18 protein-coding genes and 1 other RNA gene are annotated in these 19,929 nt (G+C 61.4%); 7 read left to right on the forward strand and 12 right to left on the reverse strand.

What is annotated here, in order from left to right; all coding sequences use genetic code 11:
* Positions 1-125: 125 nt before the first annotated feature.
* Positions 126-719: a GTP cyclohydrolase I FolE gene (gene folE / locus RLW55_RS01470; protein ID WP_024275372.1), complete on the forward strand. Its 594-nt coding sequence runs from the start codon at positions 126-128 to the stop codon at positions 717-719.
* On the opposite strand, the gene truA is transcribed toward folE, so the two are convergent.
* The 12 genes from truA to RLW55_RS01530 form a co-directional block, all read right to left on the reverse strand.
* Complete coding sequence (gene truA, locus RLW55_RS01475) at positions 667-1,467, reverse strand: tRNA pseudouridine(38-40) synthase TruA (RefSeq protein WP_423415352.1); 801 nt, start codon at positions 1,465-1,467, stop codon at positions 667-669. The genes folE and truA overlap by 53 nt on opposite strands.
* A gap of 70 nt (positions 1,468-1,537) precedes the next feature.
* Complete coding sequence (locus tag RLW55_RS01480; protein WP_423415353.1) at positions 1,538-1,852, reverse strand: hypothetical protein; 315 nt, start codon at positions 1,850-1,852, stop codon at positions 1,538-1,540.
* Positions 1,853-1,927: 75 nt separating this feature from the next.
* The gene (gene fmt, locus RLW55_RS01485; RefSeq protein ID WP_423415354.1) at positions 1,928-2,863 is read right to left on the reverse strand and encodes a methionyl-tRNA formyltransferase; all 936 of its coding nucleotides are present in this window, start codon (positions 2,861-2,863) and stop codon (positions 1,928-1,930) included.
* Positions 2,864-2,952: 89 nt separating this feature from the next.
* The gene (gene def, locus RLW55_RS01490) at positions 2,953-3,459 is read right to left on the reverse strand and encodes a peptide deformylase (protein ID WP_041300646.1); all 507 of its coding nucleotides are present in this window, start codon (positions 3,457-3,459) and stop codon (positions 2,953-2,955) included.
* A gap of 32 nt (positions 3,460-3,491) precedes the next feature.
* Positions 3,492-4,478 (reverse strand): NAD-dependent epimerase/dehydratase family protein, encoded by a 987-nt coding sequence (locus RLW55_RS01495; RefSeq protein ID WP_423415355.1) that lies wholly within the window; start codon positions 4,476-4,478, stop codon positions 3,492-3,494.
* Positions 4,479-4,569: 91 nt separating this feature from the next.
* A complete protein-coding gene (locus RLW55_RS01500) occupies positions 4,570-5,934 on the reverse strand; it encodes an MATE family efflux transporter (protein WP_423415356.1) in 1,365 nt (454 codons plus the stop codon).
* Positions 5,935-5,978: 44 nt separating this feature from the next.
* On the reverse strand, positions 5,979-6,584 hold the full coding sequence (gene recR / locus RLW55_RS01505; protein ID WP_024275366.1) for a recombination mediator RecR: 606 nt from the start codon (positions 6,582-6,584) through the stop codon (positions 5,979-5,981).
* A 179-nt stretch (positions 6,585-6,763) separates the two neighbouring features.
* The gene (locus tag RLW55_RS01510) at positions 6,764-7,084 is read right to left on the reverse strand and encodes a YbaB/EbfC family nucleoid-associated protein (RefSeq protein ID WP_423415357.1); all 321 of its coding nucleotides are present in this window, start codon (positions 7,082-7,084) and stop codon (positions 6,764-6,766) included.
* 39 nt (positions 7,085-7,123) lie between these two features.
* Entirely contained in the window at positions 7,124-8,962 is a 1,839-nt protein-coding gene (locus RLW55_RS01515) for a DNA polymerase III subunit gamma/tau (protein ID WP_423415358.1), read from the reverse strand.
* 118 nt (positions 8,963-9,080) lie between these two features.
* An RNA gene (gene ffs / locus RLW55_RS01520) (signal recognition particle sRNA small type) lies at positions 9,081-9,176 on the reverse strand.
* A 118-nt stretch (positions 9,177-9,294) separates the two neighbouring features.
* Positions 9,295-10,206 (reverse strand): prephenate dehydratase, encoded by a 912-nt coding sequence (locus tag RLW55_RS01525; protein WP_409562153.1) that lies wholly within the window; start codon positions 10,204-10,206, stop codon positions 9,295-9,297.
* A gap of 28 nt (positions 10,207-10,234) precedes the next feature.
* A complete protein-coding gene (locus RLW55_RS01530) occupies positions 10,235-10,969 on the reverse strand; it encodes a 3-deoxy-manno-octulosonate cytidylyltransferase (RefSeq protein ID WP_423415359.1) in 735 nt (244 codons plus the stop codon).
* A gap of 166 nt (positions 10,970-11,135) precedes the next feature.
* Here RLW55_RS01530 and RLW55_RS01535 point away from each other — a divergent pair, with 166 nt between their 5' ends.
* The 6 genes from RLW55_RS01535 to RLW55_RS01560 all read left to right on the forward strand — a co-directional run bounded on the left by RLW55_RS01535 (position 11,136) and on the right by RLW55_RS01560 (position 19,928).
* Positions 11,136-11,705 carry a c-type cytochrome gene (locus RLW55_RS01535; protein ID WP_409562152.1) on the forward strand — a complete coding sequence of 190 codons (570 nt, stop codon included), beginning with the start codon at positions 11,136-11,138 and terminating at the stop codon, positions 11,703-11,705.
* Between the two features lie 154 nt (positions 11,706-11,859).
* Positions 11,860-14,037, forward strand: coding sequence for an extracellular solute-binding protein (locus RLW55_RS01540; RefSeq protein WP_423415360.1), 2,178 nt, complete (start codon positions 11,860-11,862; stop codon positions 14,035-14,037).
* Positions 14,034-15,968 carry an extracellular solute-binding protein gene (locus tag RLW55_RS01545; protein ID WP_423415361.1) on the forward strand — a complete coding sequence of 645 codons (1,935 nt, stop codon included), beginning with the start codon at positions 14,034-14,036 and terminating at the stop codon, positions 15,966-15,968. The genes RLW55_RS01540 and RLW55_RS01545 overlap by 4 nt, the downstream gene beginning before the upstream one ends.
* Positions 15,968-17,089 carry a microcin C ABC transporter permease YejB gene (locus tag RLW55_RS01550; protein WP_409562149.1) on the forward strand — a complete coding sequence of 374 codons (1,122 nt, stop codon included), beginning with the start codon at positions 15,968-15,970 and terminating at the stop codon, positions 17,087-17,089. Before RLW55_RS01545 ends, RLW55_RS01550 begins: the two co-directional genes overlap by 1 nt.
* The gene (locus RLW55_RS01555) at positions 17,086-18,297 is read left to right on the forward strand and encodes an ABC transporter permease (RefSeq protein ID WP_409562148.1); all 1,212 of its coding nucleotides are present in this window, start codon (positions 17,086-17,088) and stop codon (positions 18,295-18,297) included. Before RLW55_RS01550 ends, RLW55_RS01555 begins: the two co-directional genes overlap by 4 nt.
* On the forward strand, positions 18,297-19,928 hold the full coding sequence (locus RLW55_RS01560; RefSeq protein ID WP_423415362.1) for an ABC transporter ATP-binding protein: 1,632 nt from the start codon (positions 18,297-18,299) through the stop codon (positions 19,926-19,928). Before RLW55_RS01555 ends, RLW55_RS01560 begins: the two co-directional genes overlap by 1 nt.
* Position 19,929: the final 1 nt, after the last annotated feature.

The raw sequence follows: 19,929 nt of genomic DNA on the forward strand, positions 1-19,929 counted from the left end.
GGCCATCGGTCCCCATCTAGAGAGGCGGCAACAGGTGTTTGCCGTCTCAAATCCAATGGGTCTATAAGGGCGCTTCGTTTGCCCCCGTTGGTATGACTGTCTTCTCACAACAACTCAGTGTTCTCATGAATTCAGATAAGAAGCCGACGCGCGCCGACGTCGAATCCGCCATCAAGACCATCCTCCGCTGGACGGGCGAAGACCCCGACCGCGACGGCCTGAAGGAGACGCCTGCCCGCGTCACCAAGGCCTTCGAGGAATGGTTCCGCGGGTACGGCGAAGATCCCGAAGCGATCCTCAACAAGACCTTCGAGGAAATCGAAGGCTACGATGAGATGATCGTGCTGCGCGGCATCCGCTTCGAAAGCCACTGCGAGCACCACATGGCGCCGATCATCGGCCGCGCCTGGGTCGGATATATTCCGAATGGCCGCGTTGTCGGCATTTCGAAACTCGCGCGGGTGGTGAATGCCTATGCCAAGCGGCTTCAGATCCAAGAGAAAATGACGGCCCAAATCGCAAATGCGATCGAAGAGGCGCTGCATCCTCAGGGTGTGGCAGTCATAATCAAGGCCGAGCATCATTGCATGACGACGCGCGGCGTACTCAAGCCGGGAACCGACATGGTGACAAGCCGCATGCTCGGCGTCTTCCGCGACAACGCGATCACACGTCAGGAATTTCTGGCGCTGGTGACGGAGGATACGAAGACGTCGTGACATTTGCGGGCGGATAATTGACCGCGACGAGGTAAAGGCCCGACGCCGGCGCGACGGGCCCACACGCCTCCCGGTTCGTCGCCGCGAGCGCCTTGGCGAGGTCCGCCCGAGCCCACTTTCCTTCGCCGACGAGCTTTAAGCTCCCGACCATCGACCGCACCTGATGGTGCAGGAACGAACGCGCTGACACGGTGCAGACGATCTCATCGCCGTCTCGGGAAATCTCGAACCTGTCGAGCGTCTTGACGGGCGACGCCGCCTGGCACTGCGCGGCGCGGAAAGTCGTAAAATCGTGCTTGCCAACGAGCACTTGCGCGGCTTCATGCATTGCGCCCGCATCGAGCTCCTGCATCGTCCACCACACCCGGTTACGATCGAGGATCGGCGGCGCGCGGCGCGTCAGCAGACGATACTTGTAGTGCCGCTTAATCGCGCTGAAACGGGCGTCGAACTCGGCGTCGACAGCCGCGCACGCAACGATACCGATCGGATGCGGACGCAAATGAAAGTTCATCGCGTCGCGAACGCGGCCCGGCGACCACTCTTTGCTCAAGTCGAAATGCGCGACCTGACCCAGCGCATGCACGCCCGCGTCCGTGCGCCCGGCGCCGCGCACGCCGACCGTCTCTTGCGAGAACTTGCGGATTGCGTCTTCAAGCAGGCCTTGGATCGAAAGGCCCTGCGCCTGCCGTTGCCAGCCGACAAATGGCGTTCCGTCGTATTCGATGGTGATGCGATAGCGGGGCATTCAAACTCGGTGCTCAGGGATGGTCGCGCCATCCCTAGCCGTTCCGGAGCGCGGGCTCAACGTTCGGCAGTTATTCTTCGTTCTGCTTGTCGGGCGTTTGAGGCTTCGCTCTATGGACGGCCTTCGGCGCTCGCACACCTGGAACCCGGTAGAAGGCAGCGCCACGATACACGACCCCGCCGGGAATCTCGGTCTCCTCGTCGGCCACCCACGCGGGATCGAACGGCACCGGACGAATGACCCTGACGCCCGCCTCGATCGTCACGTCAGCGCCCGGCACGAGATGTCTGCCAGCCGCCCCACTCGGCGCTCCGAAGTCCGCAGCCATGGCCGCGACTGGAAGAGCAGCCGTCAAAACCAGAACAACGCAGACCTGCCGAAACATTCTCGCACTCGCCGCTACCAACCACTGGGTTGTAGCCTCAAGCGCTGGTCTTTGCAGCCCGGACGTCGGATATCATTAACGGGAAAATGGCGTCCCGGCCGCAACCGGCGTACCACGCAGAAAATCCGAGGCCGCCATCGGTTGCTTGCCGGCCCGCTGCAGCTTCACGATCCGTATCGCACCGCTGCCGCAGGCAATGGTCAACCGGTCGTCGATCAGCGTACCTGGCGCACCCGAACCGACGACAACAGCCGCGAGCAAAACCTTGATCCGCTCGGGCTTCCCGCCGAGCGAAATTTCAAACCACGCGCCGGGAAACGGCGACAAACCGCGAATGTGATCCGCGACCTCTTTTGCAGACCGCGAGAAATCAATCCGCGCCTCGCTCTTGTCGATCTTGGCGGCATAGGTCGCGCCGTCGTCCGGCTGCGGCACACATGCGAGCGTCCCCGCTTCGAGTTTGCCCAGCGCCTCGACCATAAGTTCCGCGCCAAGCTTCGACAGGATGTCGTGCAGCTCGCCTGCCGTCATTTCCGGCGAAATGGGAACATCGCGGCCGAGGCACACCGGCCCGGTGTCGAGTCCCTGCTCCATGCGCATGATGTTGACGGCCGTGACCGCATCGCCCGCCATGATCGCCCGCTGAATCGGCGCCGCCCCGCGCCAGCGCGGCAGCTTCGAGGCGTGCACGTTGAAACAACCAAGCCGCGTCGCGTCCAGGATCGCTTTCGGTAGCAGTAGGCCGTAGGCAACGACCACCGCCGCATCGGCCTGCAACGCCGCAAATGCCTGGCGATCGTCGTCGCTTTTGAAATTCACCGGCGTACGAACTGGAATACCGAGCGCTTCCGCGCGCCGATCCACCGGCGATTTCGCTTCCGCCATGCCCCGTCCCGCCGGACGCGGCGGCTGGCTATAAACCGCGACAACCTCATGCCCCGCCGCCACGACCGCATCGAGCACAGGCACGGAAAAATCCGGCGTCCCCATAAATACGATCTTCAATGGCATATGGACTCTTTTGTAGGCGCGATCAACGACCCAAATTTCGCGCGTGCGGCCGGCTGACCGGAGGTCAGTCGTACGCGCCAACCAAAACCTTAGCTTCGCGACTGCTTCTTGAACTTGCGGATGACCATATCGCGCTTCAGCCGCGACAGGAAATCGATGATGAGCTGGCCGTCGAGATGGTCGATCTCATGCTGGATGGCGGTCGCGAGCAAACCGTCGGCCTTAAGCTCCTGCTCTTTGCCGTTCCGGTCGATGTAGCGCACGGTCACTTCCGCCGGTCGCTCGATTTCGACGCGCACGTCGGGAATGGACAGACAGCCTTCCTCGTGCAATCGCGTCGTCGAACCCAGCGCGACGAGTTCCGGATTGGCCATGGCGAGCGGATTGGGCGGCTCGCCCTCGTCCGAGGTATCGAGCACGACGACGCGCCTCAGCACGCCGACCTGCGGCGCGGCAAGGCCGACACCCGGCGCCGCGTACATCGTCTCCAGCATGTCGTCCATCAGCTTGACGACGGCATCGTCCACGCGCTCGACCGGATCTGAGATCTTGCGCAGGACGGGATCGGGAATGGTGAGAATGGGAAGTACGGCCATGGCGCCTGACATATGAAAGGCCGCAGCCGCGGTCAATGGCGTGCGTCTCTATACCGTTCCGAGACCTGATCCCCGGCAGGTTGCCGCGCCGCTACAGAGGCCGCGAGCGCCGCGGCGGTTGTCTCTTGCGGCGCCCAGCCAATCCGGCGCAACCGGGCCGCGTCAACGACCAGATCACCCGTTAGCCGGTCGGCGAAATCACCCTTCCCGGCAAGCCGCAGCAGGCGGGCGAGCGATGTATCCGGCACGGGAAGCAGCATTTCCGGCCGCCCGAGCCCCCGCCGCAGCGCACGAATGATCTCGGCCATCGTCAAAGCCCCCGGGTCTGCCACGATAAATGCAGCATTTTCAGCAGTTTGGGTTTGCAGAACATATTGCAACGCGCTGATGAGGTTGCCGATGCTGACCAGCGACCGCCGCGCTTTGAGCGCCCCGAACGGCAGCGGCACCGGCAAAGCGGCGATTTTCAGCAGCGCCGCCATATTGCCTTTGACGCCCGGTCCGTAAACCAGCACTGGCCGGAGCACGGTCCAACGCGTCGCCGAGCCATCAAGCATCTGCGCCGTGACGGCCTCCGCCGCCTGCTTCGACCGGCCGTAGGCGTCCGTCGGCGCGGCCGGCGTCGCCTCCGTCACGAGCCCAGGATAGGTCACGCCCACCTGCGCTCGAATCGACGACATCAAGACGAAGCGCTTCACCCGCGCCGAACGGGCGGCTCTGGCCAGCTGCCGCGTTGCATCAACATTGATAGCCGTATAGGCCGCAGACGGCAGATCGGTCCGCGCCGCCGAAAGCCCGGCCGCGTGCACGACGGCATCGACGCCGCGCACGAGGAATTCCGCGGCGAACGATCGCGACATGTCGCCGACGGCGACGCCCTCGACGCGAGGACTGTCAAATACGATGGGGTGCCGCGACGCCGCCCGGACGTTATAGCCACGCTCCGCCAGTACGCGGACGACATGCTGTCCGATGAAACCCGACGCTCCAGTCACGAGAATGCGTTGGGCAATAGCCACACCCGCTCTCCGTTAGCTCAACGTGGCGCTGCAATCGACTCTTCCAACACGATCTAGGACCGTCTCGTCCGAAAGTGCAACGCCGCGCGCGCTAAAGTCTCAGCGTTTCCCCAACGCGCGCAACCAGACGGTAGCCTACAAATATGGAAATTAAGCCAAAGGCGACGCCCCCGACCAAATTACCCGCGAGCACGCCCTCTGCGCCGTAAAACTTCCCGCCCCAAATGACGAAAGGAATAGTGCCAACCGTGGCGCGGCCCCAGTTGAGAATCGTCGAGACATGCGGCCGACCCAGCGTATTAAAGACGGCATTCGTGACGAAGATCGCACCCATGAAAACGAACAGCGGCGACAGCCAGCGGCAGAAGAAAACGATCAGATCACGCACCTCGCCCGTTGCATGAAATAGCCTTGCCAGAGGGTCGGCCGCGACCGCAAGACCGAGCCACGCAACTGCCGTGAAGGCCGCCATCGTCAGCAGCGAGAGCGTGTAGGCGTCGCGCATCCGCGTCCGCAAGCCCGCACCGAAATTCTGTCCAATGATCGGTCCGACCACGCCGGAAAGCGCAAAGATCGCGCCGAACGCCACCGGAATGATCCGTCCAATGATCGCCCACGCCGCAACCGCTGCATCGCCATAGGGCGCAATGGCGTGCGTAATGTAGGCGTTACCGACGGCCGGTGCGATATTCGTCAGCACGGCAGGTGCTGCAATCCGCGAATAGGGTCCAACGTCCTGCTTCAACGTTGCGATCTTCGGCCGTCCCATCAGATCGTGGACGCGGATGACGCCGCACAGCCCGACGACCATCATCACCAGCCGCGCCAGCAAACTCGACAACACCGCGCCTTCGATGCCCAGCCCGAAATGCACAATGAAAATCAGATCGAGGATCGTATTGACGATCGCGCCCGACAGCGTGACGTTCATCGCGCGACGCGCATCGCCGACAGAGCGCAGCACCGCTGACGATGTCATGCCGAGCGACAGAAACGGCAGCGTCGGCAGCAGAATTTCGAGATAGAAGCTTGCCAGATCGAGCGTCCGCCCGCTGGCGCCGAGCAGCCGCAGCAACGGCTCGATCGCGAACCACAGCGCCAAGCTCGCAATCGCTGAGAAAACAAACGCCATCACGTGCGCGTTAGCCGTCAACCGCCGTGCCCTGACGCGCCGCTGCGCGCCAAGGGCCGGCGCGATCAGAGACGTAGCTGCGATGGAAAGCCCGATGCCGATCGACGTCGAGAAGAAGAGGATGGAACTCGCGTAGCCGACGGCGGCGACGATCGCGTCATCACCGATACGCGACAGAAAATAGATATTCGCAAGATCGCCGACGAACACCGCCATCAGGCCGAGCGCACCGGCAGCGGTCATCGCCAGAATGTGCCGCAACAGCGAGCCCGTGACGAACTTCGGCCCGCTACCGCCGCGCCTGACGATTTCGACTTCCGCCATATGCCTGACGTTTCCGCGGTGAGATGTCCGCGCTCCCGGAGTTCTTATAATTTCCGCCGGGCCTTGAAGGCGGCGGCCAGCGTGCCGTCGTCGAGATAATCGAGTTCACCGCCGATGGGAACACCTTGCGCCAGCCGCGAAACAGTAACGTCGGTACTCTGAAGCTGATCCGAGATGTAATGCGCCGTCGATTGGCCTTCGACGGTGGCGTTCAGGGCCAGCAGAATTTCCTTCACATCTGGCGATTGCGCCCGCGCGACGAGGTTCGCGATATTGAGCCGCTCCGGCCCGACGCCGTCGAGGGGCGATAAGTGTCCGCCGAGCACATGATAGCGCGCCGAGACGATGCTAGCGCGTTCGAGCGCCCAAAGATCGCCGACCTCTTCGACGACGACGATCAAACTCGCATCGCGCCGCGGATCGGCGCAGACGCTGCAAGGCGACACGGTATCGAGATTGCCGCACACAGGGCACTCGGTGATTTTGGCGATGGCCTGTTGAAGCGCGTCGGCGAGCGGCAGCATGAGATCATTGCGTCGCTTCAAGAGCGCCAGCACCGCCTTGCGCGCCGAACGCGGGCCAAGCCCTGGCATTCGCGCCAGAAGCTGCACCAGCCGTTCGATTTCAGGGCCTGCCGTTTTGCGAGACATGGTTTAATTCAAAATTCTTACCCGTCATCCTCGACCGAGTGAGCGAAGCGAATGATGGTCGGGGATCCAGCGTAAGACTCGTCGAAGACGCAAAAGTGTATCGAGCCTTCGGCAGTTTTACGCTGGATCTCCGAACGGCTCATAAATTCGCCGTTCGAGGGTGACGGGCGAGAAAAAACTCAGAAAAGCTTCATGCCCGGCGGAATCGGCAGACCGCCCGTGATCTCGGCCATCTTCGCCTGCATCACATTATCGACTTTCGCCTTGGCATCGGTCGCCGCCGCCACGATGAGATCCTCGAGGATCTCGGCCTCGTCCGGCTTCATCAGGCTCGGATCGATCCGCACGCGTTTCAATTCGCCGCGGCCGTCGACCGTCACATGCACAAGACCGCCGCCCGCCTGGCCTTCGATCTCAGCCTTCTGCAGCTCGTCCTGCATTTCTTTCAGGCGCGCCTGCATCTGGCCCACCTGCTTCATCATACCCATAATGTCTTTCATATTGTCCTCGCGGCAGAGAGCCGAATTCGTCCTGAAGTTTTAAACGGCTTCGCTCTCGCTGTCCGTATCTGTCTCGCGCCCAGCAATTCGCCGCACCTCAGCGATCTTCGCATCCGGGAAAGCTTCCAGAACCGCACGCACCGCCGGATGCGCTTTCAGCGATTCAAGCTCCTGAGCTTCACGCTCTCGGCGCACGACGCCAATAGGCGGCGCACCGGCATCCTTCGAAAGAACAACAACCCAGCGCCGCGTTGTCCAGAGGTTGAGTTTTTCCCGAAGGTCGTTGGCGAGTTCCGGCGGCGCCTCGGGCATCAGGAAAAGATCGATCGAACCCGCCACCGCATCGAACTTGACGAGGCTGACATGGTCTTCGAGGTGCCACTTGAGCTTCGCATCCCGCTTCTCGCCAGCGAGCGCTACGACGTCTGCAAATGATCTCGGATCGGACTTCATCGATCCGGCAGCGACAGCCGGAGCAGCCACTTCGTCACCCTCGGCATCGCCAATCGGCTCGCCGTCGTCGAATTCGAAGCCGTCGCCCAGATCACCGAGGTCGCCGAGATCATCCTGATCGTTTTCAGCGACCGGAACGTCAACGCGCGCATTGAGCGGACCGCGCTGACCGGCCGGAGCATCCCCGGCCGGCAATGCCGGACGCCGCGCGGGAACAGCCCCGCCGCCGAGCGCTTTGATCAACTCATCGGGCGTCGGCAGATCCGACGTGTACGCAAGCCGAATCAGAACCATCTCGGCCGCGACACGCGGATTGGGCGCGCGCGAAACCTCATCGAAACCTTTGACCAGCATCTGCCACGCTCGCGACAGGTACGGCATCGACAAACGCGATGCGAGACCGGCGATGCGCGCCTTTTCTTCCGCCGTCAGAGCTTCGCCCGCAGGCTCTTCGCCGACAGCTTTAACGCGCGCTATAGCATGCACGGCTTCAGCCAGATCGGACACGACCTCGGCCGCTTCCGCGCCGTCACGATGCAGCGATTCCAATCCGCGAATGGCCGTCGCGACATCGCCTTTGAAGAGCGCTTCGGCGAGATCAAAAATCCGCGCGCGATCGGCAAGGCCGAGCATGTCGCGAACCTTCGCCGCCGTGACGTGCCCCTCGCCCATCGCGATCGCCTGATCGAGAATGGAAAGGCCGTCGCGCACCGAACCTTCGGCCGCGCGTGCGATAAGCTGCAAAGCATCAGCGTCAGCTTCAGCACTTTCCAGGCCGACGATCTTCTGAAAATGTTCAGCCAGCACCGGTTGCTCGACGCGGCGCAAGTCGAAGCGCTGACAGCGCGACAGCACGGTCACGGGAACTTTGCGAATTTCCGTCGTCGCGAAAATAAAACGGACATGCGATGGCGGTTCTTCAAGCGTCTTCAAGAGCGCGTTGAACGCGCCCTTCGACAGCATGTGAACCTCGTCGATCAGGAACACTTTCGTGCGCGCAACGAGTGGCGTGTACTGCGCGCTTTCGATGATCTCGCGGATGTTATCGACGCCGGTGTTCGAGGCAGCGTCCATTTCGAGCACGTCCGGATGACGGCCCTCCATGATGTCCTTGCAGTGAACGCCGAGACCCGGCATGTCGATGGTCGGCTTGTCGTAGCCTGGCGCTTCGTAGTTGAGCGCCCGCGCGAGAATACGCGCCGTCGTCGTCTTGCCGACACCGCGCACGCCCGTCAGCATGTAGCCCTGTGCGATGCGCCCGGATGCGAACGCGTTGCGCAGCGTCGTCACCATCGCCGACTGGCCGATCAGGTCGTCGAATGTCGCGGGCCGATACTTCCGCGCCAGCACAACATAGGGCTTCGCCGGCTCGGTGCTTCCCGAACCTTCGACGCCGTCAGACGTTTCCGATTTCTTTTTCGCCATGATCCCTGAAACAACCTTTCGCCCGAAGGGGCGAGGGAGCAAGGCGACCCGCGGTAAGCCGCGCCCCCGCGGAGAGCGCCGGATCGCCCTTGCGATCCGAATTGCGCTCGTGAGCGAGTAAAGAGGCTGGCGAACGACCCGATTTCTGATCGTTAGGGCTGCTTCCTTCCGGACCTGACCCGGTTGGCGACGAACTCGTCCGCCGCCAGCCCATTTCTATAATGGGCCGGGCGGCAGAAAAGTACAACCCTCCCCGCACCGGAAGCTAACAGCCTCCACAACAAGGCAAGCCGCAGATTTACCGGCCGAATTTCGCTTCCGGCGCAGCGGCGCTATTCGGCGCGCTTGATCGGGACGAGGCCGTTGGCCGCAAGCTCCGCCGCCTCCTTGCGGTAGGGGCTCGCCGGATAGGTGCCGAGGATCTGCGTCTGCGTCGAGAAGAACGACAATTCCTCAAGCGCAAGTTGCACAGGCCGGTCGACCGGATGACCTTCGATATCGGCGAAGAAGCGGGAGGCGTTGAACGTCCCCTCCTCCTGATAGCTCTCCAGCTTCGTCATGTTGACGCCGTTGGTTGCGAACCCGCCGAGCGCTTTGTAGAGCGCCGCCGGCACGTTTCGCACCCGGAACAGGAACGTCGTCATCACCGGGCCGTTGCCGGGCTCGGCGTCATCCGGCTCCTTCGCCAGGATTATGAAGCGCGTCGTATTGTGGGACTGGTCTTCGATATCGCTCCTGATGATTTCGAGACCGTAGATTTCCGCCGCAAGGCGCGACGCGATGGCGCCCGTCGAAAGATCGTCGCTCTCGGAGACGAGCCGCGCCGAACCTGCCGTATCGGCTTCCGGCACCGGCTTCAAACCGAGCTTGCGAAGTGTCGTCCGGCATTGCCCCAGCGCCTGCGTATGGCTCATGACGCGCTTGATCGTCGAAAGGCTCGCGCCCGGCTTCGCCATGAGCTGATGGCGCACGCGCAGGAAGTGCTCGCCGATGATGTAGAGCCCGGCCTCGGGCAGCAGATGGTGAATGTCCGCGACCCGCCCAGCGACCGAATTCTCGATCGGGATCATCGCATAGTCCGCGTCGCCGTTCTTCACCGCCGCGAGCGCATCCTCGAACGTCGGATAAGCGACGCTTTCGGCATCCGGATAAACTTCGCGGGCCGCGAGATGCGAATTCGCACCCGGCTCGCCTTGATACGAGATTTTGAGGGCTCCGGCTTCGGAACCTGCTGTTTTGGTCATGGTGGATCGGTTGTCCGGGAAAGAAACGTCAGGGCGCGATGAGGCGTCGGGCGCGCTCAAGGTCGGCGGGAGTATCGACACCGAGTGGAACCGTGTCAACGACGCTGACGTCGATCCGCATTTGCGCCTCAAGTGCCCGTAATTGCTCTAGCTTTTCCCGTTTTTCCAATGTCGCTTGCGGTAACGAGACGAACCGTTCGAGGCTTGCCCGCCTATAAGCATAGATGCCGATGTGGTGGTAGAGCGGCCCGTCGCCGTGGGGTGCGGTGGCTCGGGTAAAGTAAAGCGCGCGCAGCCGGTTCTCGCCGATCGGCGTTCCGACCACTTTGACCACGTTCGGATTGGTGCGCTCTTCGTCTTCCGAAATCACCGCCGCAAGCGTTGCGATGTCGGTCGCCTCATTAGCAAGCGGCGCGACACAACCGGTGACGAGCACCGGATCGAGCGTCGGTAGATCGCCCTGCAAATTGACGATGATCTGGGCTTTTTTCTCCGGATCGAGCGCCATGATCGCTTCGTGAATCCGGTCCGAACCCGAGGCGTGGTCGTCTCGCGTCATAACGGCTTCGCCGCCTGCCCGCTCAACCGCCGCTAAAATCTCCGAACTGTCGGTCGCGACGACGACCCGCCCCAGACCGGCCTCCATCGCCCGTCGCCAGACGTGCACGATCATGGGCGCGCCATGAATATCCGCAAGCGGCTTTCCGGGAAGACGGGTGGCGTGCATGCGGGCGGGAATGAGGATGAGCGTTTTTTGAGACACTGCGATCGAATTCTTTTGTTCGGTGACAAATCGCCCCAATACCGCTATCGACGTTCCTACAAAAAACGACGACGTGCTTGCAGGGCGGCCGAGCTTATATACCGCAAATCGATCTCGTCACCTTGAATTGCGCGTCATGGGGAGTGACCGTCCAAGGAGCTGAGACATGACGATGGACAGTTTCGAATTCACGAAACTTGCCGGGGCCGTGCTGTCTGCACTGCTTTTGATTTTTGGAACCCGCACGATCATCGAGATGACCGTTGGTCATACGCCCGAGAAACCGGGTTTCACGCTTCCTGCTGCCGCGCCCGCTGATACGGCGACGCCGCCCGCAGGCGGTGCAGCGGCGGCTGCCGCTCCGGCCGAAGACAGCGGCAAAGAGGTCATCGCGCTTCTGCCCAAGGCGAACGCCGAAAAAGGCAAGACGATTTTCAAAAGATGCCAAGCTTGTCACGTATCCGAAAAAGGCCAGACGCCGACCGTCGGCCCGAACCTGTGGGACGTGGTAAATCGCAAAAAAGGCTCATATCCCGGATTTAAATATTCGGCAGCGATGGAGAAAAAAGGCGGCGACTGGTCATTCGACGACTTGGCGCATTTTCTTCACAGCCCCAAGACGTTCATCCCCGGCACAAAAATGACGTTCAACGGCTTGCCGACGCCGCAGGATGAAGCCGACGTCATCGCCTATCTCGCCACCCTTGCAGATACGCCCGTTCCGCTGCCAAAATGACGGCGTTTTAACTCGCTATGGGTACAAAAGTTTGCGACCTTGCCGGCTCTTTGGCGGGGTCGTTTTTGTATCCGGCCCACGACTTGTCCCCGCTGCCCGGGGCTGTGTTAAGCTGGCCCCGGAATGTGACAGTTTGAAAGGGACGAAGTCGAATATGCAGATGCGCCTGACGCCGTTTATCCTTGCCGCGCTGGCGTTCACGAGTTTTTCGCTCCCGAACCCTGCAAAGGCGCAAGACGCCGCGACGCCGCCCGCCGCAGCGGCGCAATCCGCAGACGCTCCAAAGCCCGCCGAAGCTCCCAAGACCGACGACGCGCCGAAGCCGGTCGATGCGCCGAAAGCCGATGAACCCACCAAGCCTTCGGAAGCCGCTGCCCCCGCTGAAGCGCCGAAACCCGCGGAAGCCGCAACCACTCCGGCAACGCCGAACCCGTCAGACGCCGCTCCCGCCGGTGCTGCCTCAACGGCCAAAGCCGCTGACGTGCAATGCCATCACGCACTGTCCCTCGTCGGCGAACCGAAATACGGACCCGACTTCAAGAATTTCGATTGGGTGAACCCGAACGCGCCGAAGGGCGGCACGGTCCGTCAGTGGGCGGACGGTACCTTCGATACGCTGAACCCGTTTTCCGACAAGGGCGTCAAGGCTGCAGGCCTGGGTCTGATTTTCGACAGTCTGTTTACGCCGAGCCCTGACGAGCCCTCGACTCAATACGGCCTGATCGCCGAATGCGCCTCCTACCCGGCCGACTATTCGTCCGTTACGTTCAAGCTTCGGCCCGAAGCGAAATTTCACGACGGCTCGCCGATTACGCCGGAAGACGTCATCTTCTCGTTTGAGCAGTTCAAGAACGTCAATCCATTCTACGCCTTCTACTACAAGAACGTCGTCAAGGCCGAGAAGACCGGCGACCACGAGGTGAAATTCACCTTCGACAAGACCGGTAACCGCGAGTTGCCGATGATCGTCGGTGAACTGAATGTCGTCTCCAAGGCCTACTGGACCGGCAAGAACGCCGATGGATCCCAGCGCAGCCTCGCGGCCACGACGGTTGAAGCGCCTCTCGGCAACGGCGCCTACAAGATCAAGTCGGTCGATACCGGCCGCAAGATTACGTTCGAGCGCGCGCCCGACTACTGGGCGAAAGATCTGCCTGTGATGAAAGGCCAGATGAACTTCGACACGCTCGAATTCACCTACTACCGCGACCGCACGCCGGCTTTTGAAGACTTCAAGATAGGTAACATCGACGTCTGGTCCGAGAACCGCGCCGACGCCTGGGCGACGCAGTACAATTTCGACTCGCTGAAAAAAGGCCTGGTGAAGAAAGAAGCCATTCCGGTGAAGCGCGTGGCGCCGATGCAGGCGTTCGTATTCAACATTCGCCGCCCGCAGTTTCAGGACCCGCGCGTCCGCCACGCTTTCAACCTGCTCTTCAATTTCGAAGAGACGAACAAAAAGCTGTTCTACAATCTGTATAAGCGCGTCGGCAGCTACTTTGAGAATTCAGATCTCCAGGCGACGGGCCTGCCGCAAGGCCGCGAGCTTGAGATCCTGAACGAGATCAAATCCGAAGTGCCGCCGGAAGTTTTTACGGCGACCTACGAAAACCCTGTCAACGCCCAGGAAGGCGACTTCCGTAAGCACCAGCAGGAAGCGCTGAAACTGTTCGAGGACGCCGGCTGGAAGATCCGCAGCGAAACCGTCAACGATCCGCATTGCGGCTTCTGGTGCAAGGCGATGCAGACGATCGGCCTATCAGCGGGCTCGACCGCGCGCGTCCTGCGCAATGACAGGGGCGACCAGATGACGGTCGAATTCCTGATCAACGGCGACACGTTCGAACGCATCATTCTGCCTTACGTGCAAAACCTCGAAGCCATGGGCATCAAGGCGACGGTGCGCAACGTCGACGACGCTCAGTACAAACAGCGCGAGGACAACCGCGACTTCGATATCATCGTCGACAGCTTCGCTCAGTCGAATTCGCCGGGCAACGAGCAGCGCGATTTCTGGGGCTCTGCCGCCGCCGACAAGCCCGGTAGCCGCAACACCATCGGCATCAAGAACCCCGCGATCGACCACCTGATCGACAAGATCGTATTCTCGAAAGATCGAGCCGACCTCGTTGCCGCAACCCATGCGCTCGATCGCGTTCTCTTGTGGAACTACTACGTCGTTCCGCACTGGTATTACCCCTACGACCGGCTTGCCTACTGGGATGTTTTCGGCCGTCCGGACAAACTGCCGTCACAAGGCGCCGCTCTCACTCAGGTCTGGTGGTACGACGCGGACAAGGCGAAAGCCGTCCAGGCAGCGAAGGGAAAGTGACCCTGTTGGAACGACCTACTCGATCACGCGCGGCGGCCGGAGCGAAGCTCTCATTTCTCGCCGCGCTGGCATTGCTGTTTTCCATGCCCGGCGGCAGCCTGGCGCAGGCTGAGCCCCGCCATGGTCTCTCGATCTTTGGCGAACTGAAATACCCGCCCGACTTTAAGCACTTCGACTACGTCAATCCCGATGCGCCGAAGGGCGGCCGCATGGTGACGATGGGAACGGGCGACGTAAATACGTTCGACAGCTTCAACCAGTTCATCGTCAAAGGCGACGCCGCTCAAGATCTCGACCTGCTGTTCGACAGCTTGATGGTCCGCGCGCAGGATGAACCTGACGCAGTCTATGGCCTCGTTGCCCAAACGGCCGACGTCGCGCCCGACCGCATGTCGGTGACGTTCAAGCTTCGTCCCGAGGCGAAGTTTTCGGACGGCACCCAGATCACCGCCGACGATCTCGTCTACACGCTTAGCCTTCTGAAAAGCATGGCGACGCGCCCGCAATATTCGCAGCCCCTGCACGACGTCGTGAAAGCCGAGGCGCTCGATCCTGAGACAGTGCGCTACACGTTCCAGGGCAAACTTGTCCGCGATCTGCCGATCCTTATCGCTCAGCTCCCGGTTCTGTCGAAAGCCTACTACACGGCGAACCCCTATGATGAAACGTCGTTGAAGCCGCCCCTCGGCTCAGGCCCTTATCGCATCAAGACGTTCAACTCCGGCAGCTCGATCACATACGAACGCCGCGACGACTACTGGGCGAAAGATTTGCCGGTAAACAAGGGCCGCTTCAACTTCGACGAGGTCCGCCTTGACTATTATCGCGACCGCACCATCGAACTCGAGACGCTCAAATCCGGCAACTTCGACTTTCGCGAGGAATTCTCAAGCCTCGGCTGGGCGACGCAGTACGACATTCCAGCCGTTCGCGACGGTCGTCTCATCAAAGCGCTTTTACCCGACCGCCGCCCATCCGGCGCGCAGGGCTACTTCATCAATACCCGTCGCGATAAATTCAAAGACCCGCGCGTGCGCGCCGCGCTCGATCTCGTCTTCGATTTCGAATGGTCGAACAAGAAGCTGTTTTACGGCCTGTACAGCCGCACGACGAGCTACTTCGAAAATTCCGACATGAAGGCCGAGGGCCTCCCCTCGCCCCAAGAACTCGCCCTGCTCGATCCTTATAAGGACAAGCTGCCGCCGGAAGTCTTCGGCGAGCCCTATACGCCGCCCGTCACCGACGGCAGCGGCAACAACCGCGCCAATCTCAAGAAAGCGCGCGATCTGCTCATCAGCGCCGGTTGGAAGCCCGACGCCGAAGGCAAGCTGCGCAACGCCAAGGGCGAGCAGTTGAGCATCGAGTTCCTCGATTTCGAAGCGCAGTTCGAGCGCATCACGCTTCCCTATGTCGAGAATCTCAAGCGCATCGGCGTGGATGCCAATTGGCGTCTCGTCGATCCGGCGCAATATCAGCAGCGACTGAAGTCGTTCGATTTCGACGTCACGACACAGCGCTTCTCGCTCGGCCTGACGCCGGGCGTCGATATGCGCGCCTTCCTCTCCTGTGAGGCGGCCAAGGCCCAAGGCTCGTTCAACCTCGCAGGAATCTGCGATCCCGTCGTCGATGCCCTGACCGATAAGGTCATAGCCGCCAAATCCCGCGCTGAGCTGACCACGGCCACACACGCCCTCGACCGCGTTCTGCGCGCCGGCCATTATTGGGTGCCGCACTGGTACAAGCCGTTCTATTCGGTCGCCTATTGGAACAAGTTCTCGCATCCAGCCGTCCAGCCGAAGTATGATAGTGGCGTTCTGGATACCTGGTGGTTCGATGCCAAGAAGGCCGCCGACCTCAATTCCGGCAAGCCTGAGCCTCAGAAAGCGTCGCAAACGACGCCGAACTCCACGCAACAACCAGTGAAGCAGTGATGGCCGTTTATCTTTTAAAGCGCTTGCTCCTGGTGATCCCGACGCTGTTCGGGATCATGCTGTTTTCGTTCGTCATCATCCAGTTCGCGCCTGGCGGACCGGTTGAACGCATGATTGCGCAGCTGATGGGCCAATCTTCCTCCATCGTCAGTCGCATGGGCGGCGGCGGCGGCGATACGCTCGGCGGCGGCGGTATGAACAGCCAGCTCGGCGTCGGCGGTGGCGATTCCATCACCTCGAAATATCGCGGCGCGCAGGGTCTCGACCCGGCCTTCATCAAGAGCCTCGAAAAGCAGTTCGGCTTCGACAAGCCGGCGCCCGAGCGCTTCTATTTGATGATGAAGAACTTCCTCACCTTCAATTTCGGCAAGAGCTATTTCCGCGACGTCTCGGTGCTCGATCTCATCAAGGAGAAGCTGCCCGTCTCCGTTTCGCTCGGCATATGGATGACGCTGCTGACGTACCTGATCTCAATTCCGCTCGGTATCCGCAAGGCCGTGAAAGACGGCGAACCTTTCGATACCTGGTCGAGCGCCGTTCTCGTCGTCGGCTACGCGATCCCGGGCTTCCTGTTCGCCGTTCTGTTGCTGATCCTGTTCGCAGGCTCGTCGTTCTTCCAGTGGTTCCCGTCGCGCGGTCTCTTCTCCGACAACTGGGATCAGCTCTCGTTGTTCGGCAAGATCACCGACTATCTCTGGCACCTCGTGCTGCCGATGATCGCGATGGCCGTCGGCTCGTTCACCGCTATGACGTTCCTGACCAAAAACTCGTTCCTGGATGAAATCCGCAAGCAATACGTCGTCGCCGCGCGCGCCAAGGGCCTCACCGAAAACCAGGTGCTCTACGGCCACGTCTTCCGCAACGCCATGCTGCTCGTCATCTCGGGTTTTCCGTCGGCCTTCATCAGCGCCTTCTTCTCCGGCGCGCTGCTGATCGAAACGATCTTCTCGCTCGACGGCCTCGGCCTCTTGTCGTTCGAGAGCATCGAAAAGCGCGACTATCCGGTCGTATTCGCCTCGCTCTACATCTTCTCGCTCGTCGGCCTGCTGGTCGGAATCCTGTCGGACTTCGTCTACACCCTCGTCGATCCGCGCATCGACTTTGAATCGCGCGAGGTATGACGATGGACCAGCGCGCCGACAACACACCCGAGACGGTCGCAGCGCCAGCCGCGAAGGCCAAGAAGTCCTGGTGGCGACGCCTCTTCCGGCTGTCGCCCGTCAACCGACGCCGCTGGGAACGCTTCAAGGCGCACAAAATTGGCTATCGCTCGTTCGTCGTCTTCTCGATCCTGTTCGTCGTCTCGCTGTTCGCCGAGTTCGTCGCCAACGACCGCCCGCTGATCGTCAGCTACAAAGGCGAAATCCTGTTCCCCGTGCTCGTTGACTATCCGGAAGACAAATTTGGCGGCTTCCTCGCCATCACCGATTATCGCACGCCCGATATCCAGAACGAGATCAACGCCAACGGCTGGATGCTTTGGCCGCCGATCCGCTATTCGTATTCGACCATCAACAAGGACTATCCCGGCCGCATCGGCGACAACGGCGTCTGCCTCGGTTATCCAGCGCCGCCGCCGTGGTCCTCGTCGCTGAAGCTGTGCCCGGCGCCGGCCGACCAGCTCGCCCGCTATAACGAGTGGGGCAACACCAACTGGCTCGGCCTCGACGATCAGGGCCGCGACGTCGTCGCCCGCATCATCTACGGGTTCCGAATATCCGTTCTCTTCGGCCTGATCCTGACGATCGTCTCGTCCGCCGTCGGCATCGTGGCCGGTGCGGTGCAAGGCTATTTCGGCGGCCGCGTCGATCTCATTTTCCAGCGGCTGCTTGAAATCTGGAACTCGATCCCTGAGCTGTTCGTGCTGCTGATCCTGTCGTCGCTGTTCGTGCCGGGCTTCTGGACGCTGCTCGGCATTCTGATGATCTTCTCCTGGACGTCCCTCGTCGGCCTCGTCCGAGCCGAATTCCTCCGCGGCCGCAACCTCGAATACGTCCGCGCCGCCCGCGCGCTCGGCCTGTCCGACTGGCAGATCATGTTCAAGCATCTGCTGCCGAACGCCATGGTCGCGACGCTGACGTTCCTGCCCTTCAAGCTGTCGGGCGGCATCGCAGCGTTGACCGCGCTCGACTTCCTCGGCCTCGGCATGCCCCCGGGTTCGCCGTCGCTCGGGGAATTGTTGTTGCAGGGCAAGAAGCACCTCGAAGCGCCATGGCTCGGCATCTCGGGCTTCATTGCCGTGTCGATCATTCTCTCGCTCGCGATCTTTATCGGCGAAGCCGTTCGTGACGCCCTCGATCCGCGCAAATCGTTCAGGGCCAAAAGCTGATGGCAAATCCCGTTCCCCTCGTAGACGTGCGCAATCTCTCCGTCGCCTTTGGCGAAGGCAAAGACCTCGTGCAAGTCGTCAACGGCGTCTCGTTCCACATCAACAAGGGCGAAACCGTTGCGCTCGTCGGCGAGTCCGGTTCGGGCAAGACCGTCTCCGCAATGTCGATCCTGCGCCTGTTGCCGAACTCCGCCTCCCACCCGACCGGCGAGATTTTATTCGGCGGCACCGACATTTTGAAAATGTCTGGCAACGACCTTCGCGAAATCCGCGGCCGCCGCATCTCGATTATTTTCCAGGAGCCGATGACATCGCTCAACCCGCTTCACACCATCGAGAAGCAGGTCGGCGAAATCATCAAGTTGCACCAAATGCTGCCCGAAGCCAAAACGCGCGAGCGCGTCATCGAGCTTCTGACGAAGGTCGGCATCCGCGATCCGGAGAAGCGCCTCGGCGCCTATCCGCATGAGCTGTCTGGTGGCCAGCGCCAGCGCGTGATGATCGCAATTGCGCTCGCGAACAAACCTGACCTATTAATCGCCGACGAGCCGACCACCGCGCTCGACGTCACTATTCAGGCGCAAATTCTGGAGCTTCTGAAGTCGCTTCAGAAAGAGATGGGCATGGCCATGCTGCTCATCACCCACGATCTCGGCATCGTGCGCCGCATGGCCGAACGCGTCTACGTCATGCGCAACGGCGACATCGTCGAGACCGGCGAAGCCGAACAGATCTTCACCGCACCCAAGCACGCCTACACGCGCCATCTTCTTGATGCCGAGCCGAAAGGCATGCCGCCCGCCGCCGATCCGACGCGCCCCGTCGTCGTCGAGACGGACGATCTGAAAGTCTGGTTCCCTATCAAGAAGGGCCTGTTGCAGCGAACCGTCGATTACGTGAAAGCGGTCGACGGTCTGTCGATGAAACTTCGCGCCGGCGAGACGCTCGGCGTCGTCGGTGAATCCGGCTCCGGCAAAACCACCCTCGGCCTCGCCATCCTGCGGCTCATTTCATCGCAAGGTCCCATCGCCTACGTCGGCAAACGCATCGACGCCTTGACCAACAAGCAGATGCGCCCGCTGCGCAAGGAAATGCAGATCGTCTTCCAGGACCCTTATGGCTCGCTCTCGCCACGCTTGACGGTCGGCCAGATCATCGAGGAAGGGCTTCTGATCCAAAACCCCGAACTCGACGAAGAGCAGCGGCGCGAACGCGTCGGCGCTGAACTGAAGGAAGTCGGCCTCGATCCAGCGTCGCAGGATCGCTATCCGCACGAGTTCTCCGGCGGCCAGCGTCAGCGCATCGCGATTGCCCGTGCCATGGTGCTTCAGCCAAAGTTCGTCATGCTCGACGAGCCGACAAGCGCTCTCGACATGAGCGTGCAGGCCCAGATCGTCGATCTTCTGCGCAGGCTGCAAGCAAACTACGGTCTCGCCTATCTCTTCATCAGTCACGACCTCAAAGTCGTCCGCGCGCTTTGCAACTACGTCATTGTCATGAAGAACGGCAAAGTCGTCGAAGAAGGCCCCGCGCGCGATATCTTCGAAAAGCCGCAAGACGAATATACCAAGGCGCTGCTCGCGGCAGCCTTCGACATCAAAGTGGCATACAAGGGGGCGCTTGCGAGCTGAC

Origin of the sequence: Hyphomicrobium sp. B1 (assembly GCF_049532635.1) — a bacterium.
Taxonomy (GTDB): Bacteria; Pseudomonadota; Alphaproteobacteria; order Rhizobiales; family Hyphomicrobiaceae; genus Hyphomicrobium_B.

Excerpts from the sequence above, each read along its gene's own strand:
- RLW55_RS01480 (WP_423415353.1), bottom strand. The coding sequence starts at position 1,852 with ATGTTTCGGCAGGTCTGCGTTGTTCTGGTTTTGACGGCTGCTCTTCCA.
- def (WP_041300646.1), bottom strand. The coding sequence starts at position 3,459 with ATGGCCGTACTTCCCATTCTCACCATTCCCGATCCCGTCCTGCGCAAG.
- fmt (WP_423415354.1), bottom strand. The coding sequence starts at position 2,863 with ATGCCATTGAAGATCGTATTTATGGGGACGCCGGATTTTTCCGTGCCT.
- RLW55_RS01525 (WP_409562153.1), bottom strand. The coding sequence starts at position 10,206 with ATGACCAAAACAGCAGGTTCCGAAGCCGGAGCCCTCAAAATCTCGTAT.
- RLW55_RS01555 (WP_409562148.1), top strand. The coding sequence starts at position 17,086 with ATGACGATGGACCAGCGCGCCGACAACACACCCGAGACGGTCGCAGCG.
- truA (WP_423415352.1), bottom strand. The coding sequence starts at position 1,467 with ATGCCCCGCTATCGCATCACCATCGAATACGACGGAACGCCATTTGTC.
- RLW55_RS01540 (WP_423415360.1), top strand. The coding sequence starts at position 11,860 with ATGCAGATGCGCCTGACGCCGTTTATCCTTGCCGCGCTGGCGTTCACG.
- RLW55_RS01515 (WP_423415358.1), bottom strand. The coding sequence starts at position 8,962 with ATGGCGAAAAAGAAATCGGAAACGTCTGACGGCGTCGAAGGTTCGGGA.
- recR (WP_024275366.1), bottom strand. The coding sequence starts at position 6,584 with ATGTCTCGCAAAACGGCAGGCCCTGAAATCGAACGGCTGGTGCAGCTT.
- RLW55_RS01535 (WP_409562152.1), top strand. The coding sequence starts at position 11,136 with ATGACGATGGACAGTTTCGAATTCACGAAACTTGCCGGGGCCGTGCTG.
- RLW55_RS01500 (WP_423415356.1), bottom strand. The coding sequence starts at position 5,934 with ATGGCGGAAGTCGAAATCGTCAGGCGCGGCGGTAGCGGGCCGAAGTTC.
- RLW55_RS01510 (WP_423415357.1), bottom strand. The coding sequence starts at position 7,084 with ATGAAAGACATTATGGGTATGATGAAGCAGGTGGGCCAGATGCAGGCG.
- RLW55_RS01550 (WP_409562149.1), top strand. The coding sequence starts at position 15,968 with ATGGCCGTTTATCTTTTAAAGCGCTTGCTCCTGGTGATCCCGACGCTG.
- folE (WP_024275372.1), top strand. The coding sequence starts at position 126 with ATGAATTCAGATAAGAAGCCGACGCGCGCCGACGTCGAATCCGCCATC.
- RLW55_RS01560 (WP_423415362.1), top strand. The coding sequence starts at position 18,297 with ATGGCAAATCCCGTTCCCCTCGTAGACGTGCGCAATCTCTCCGTCGCC.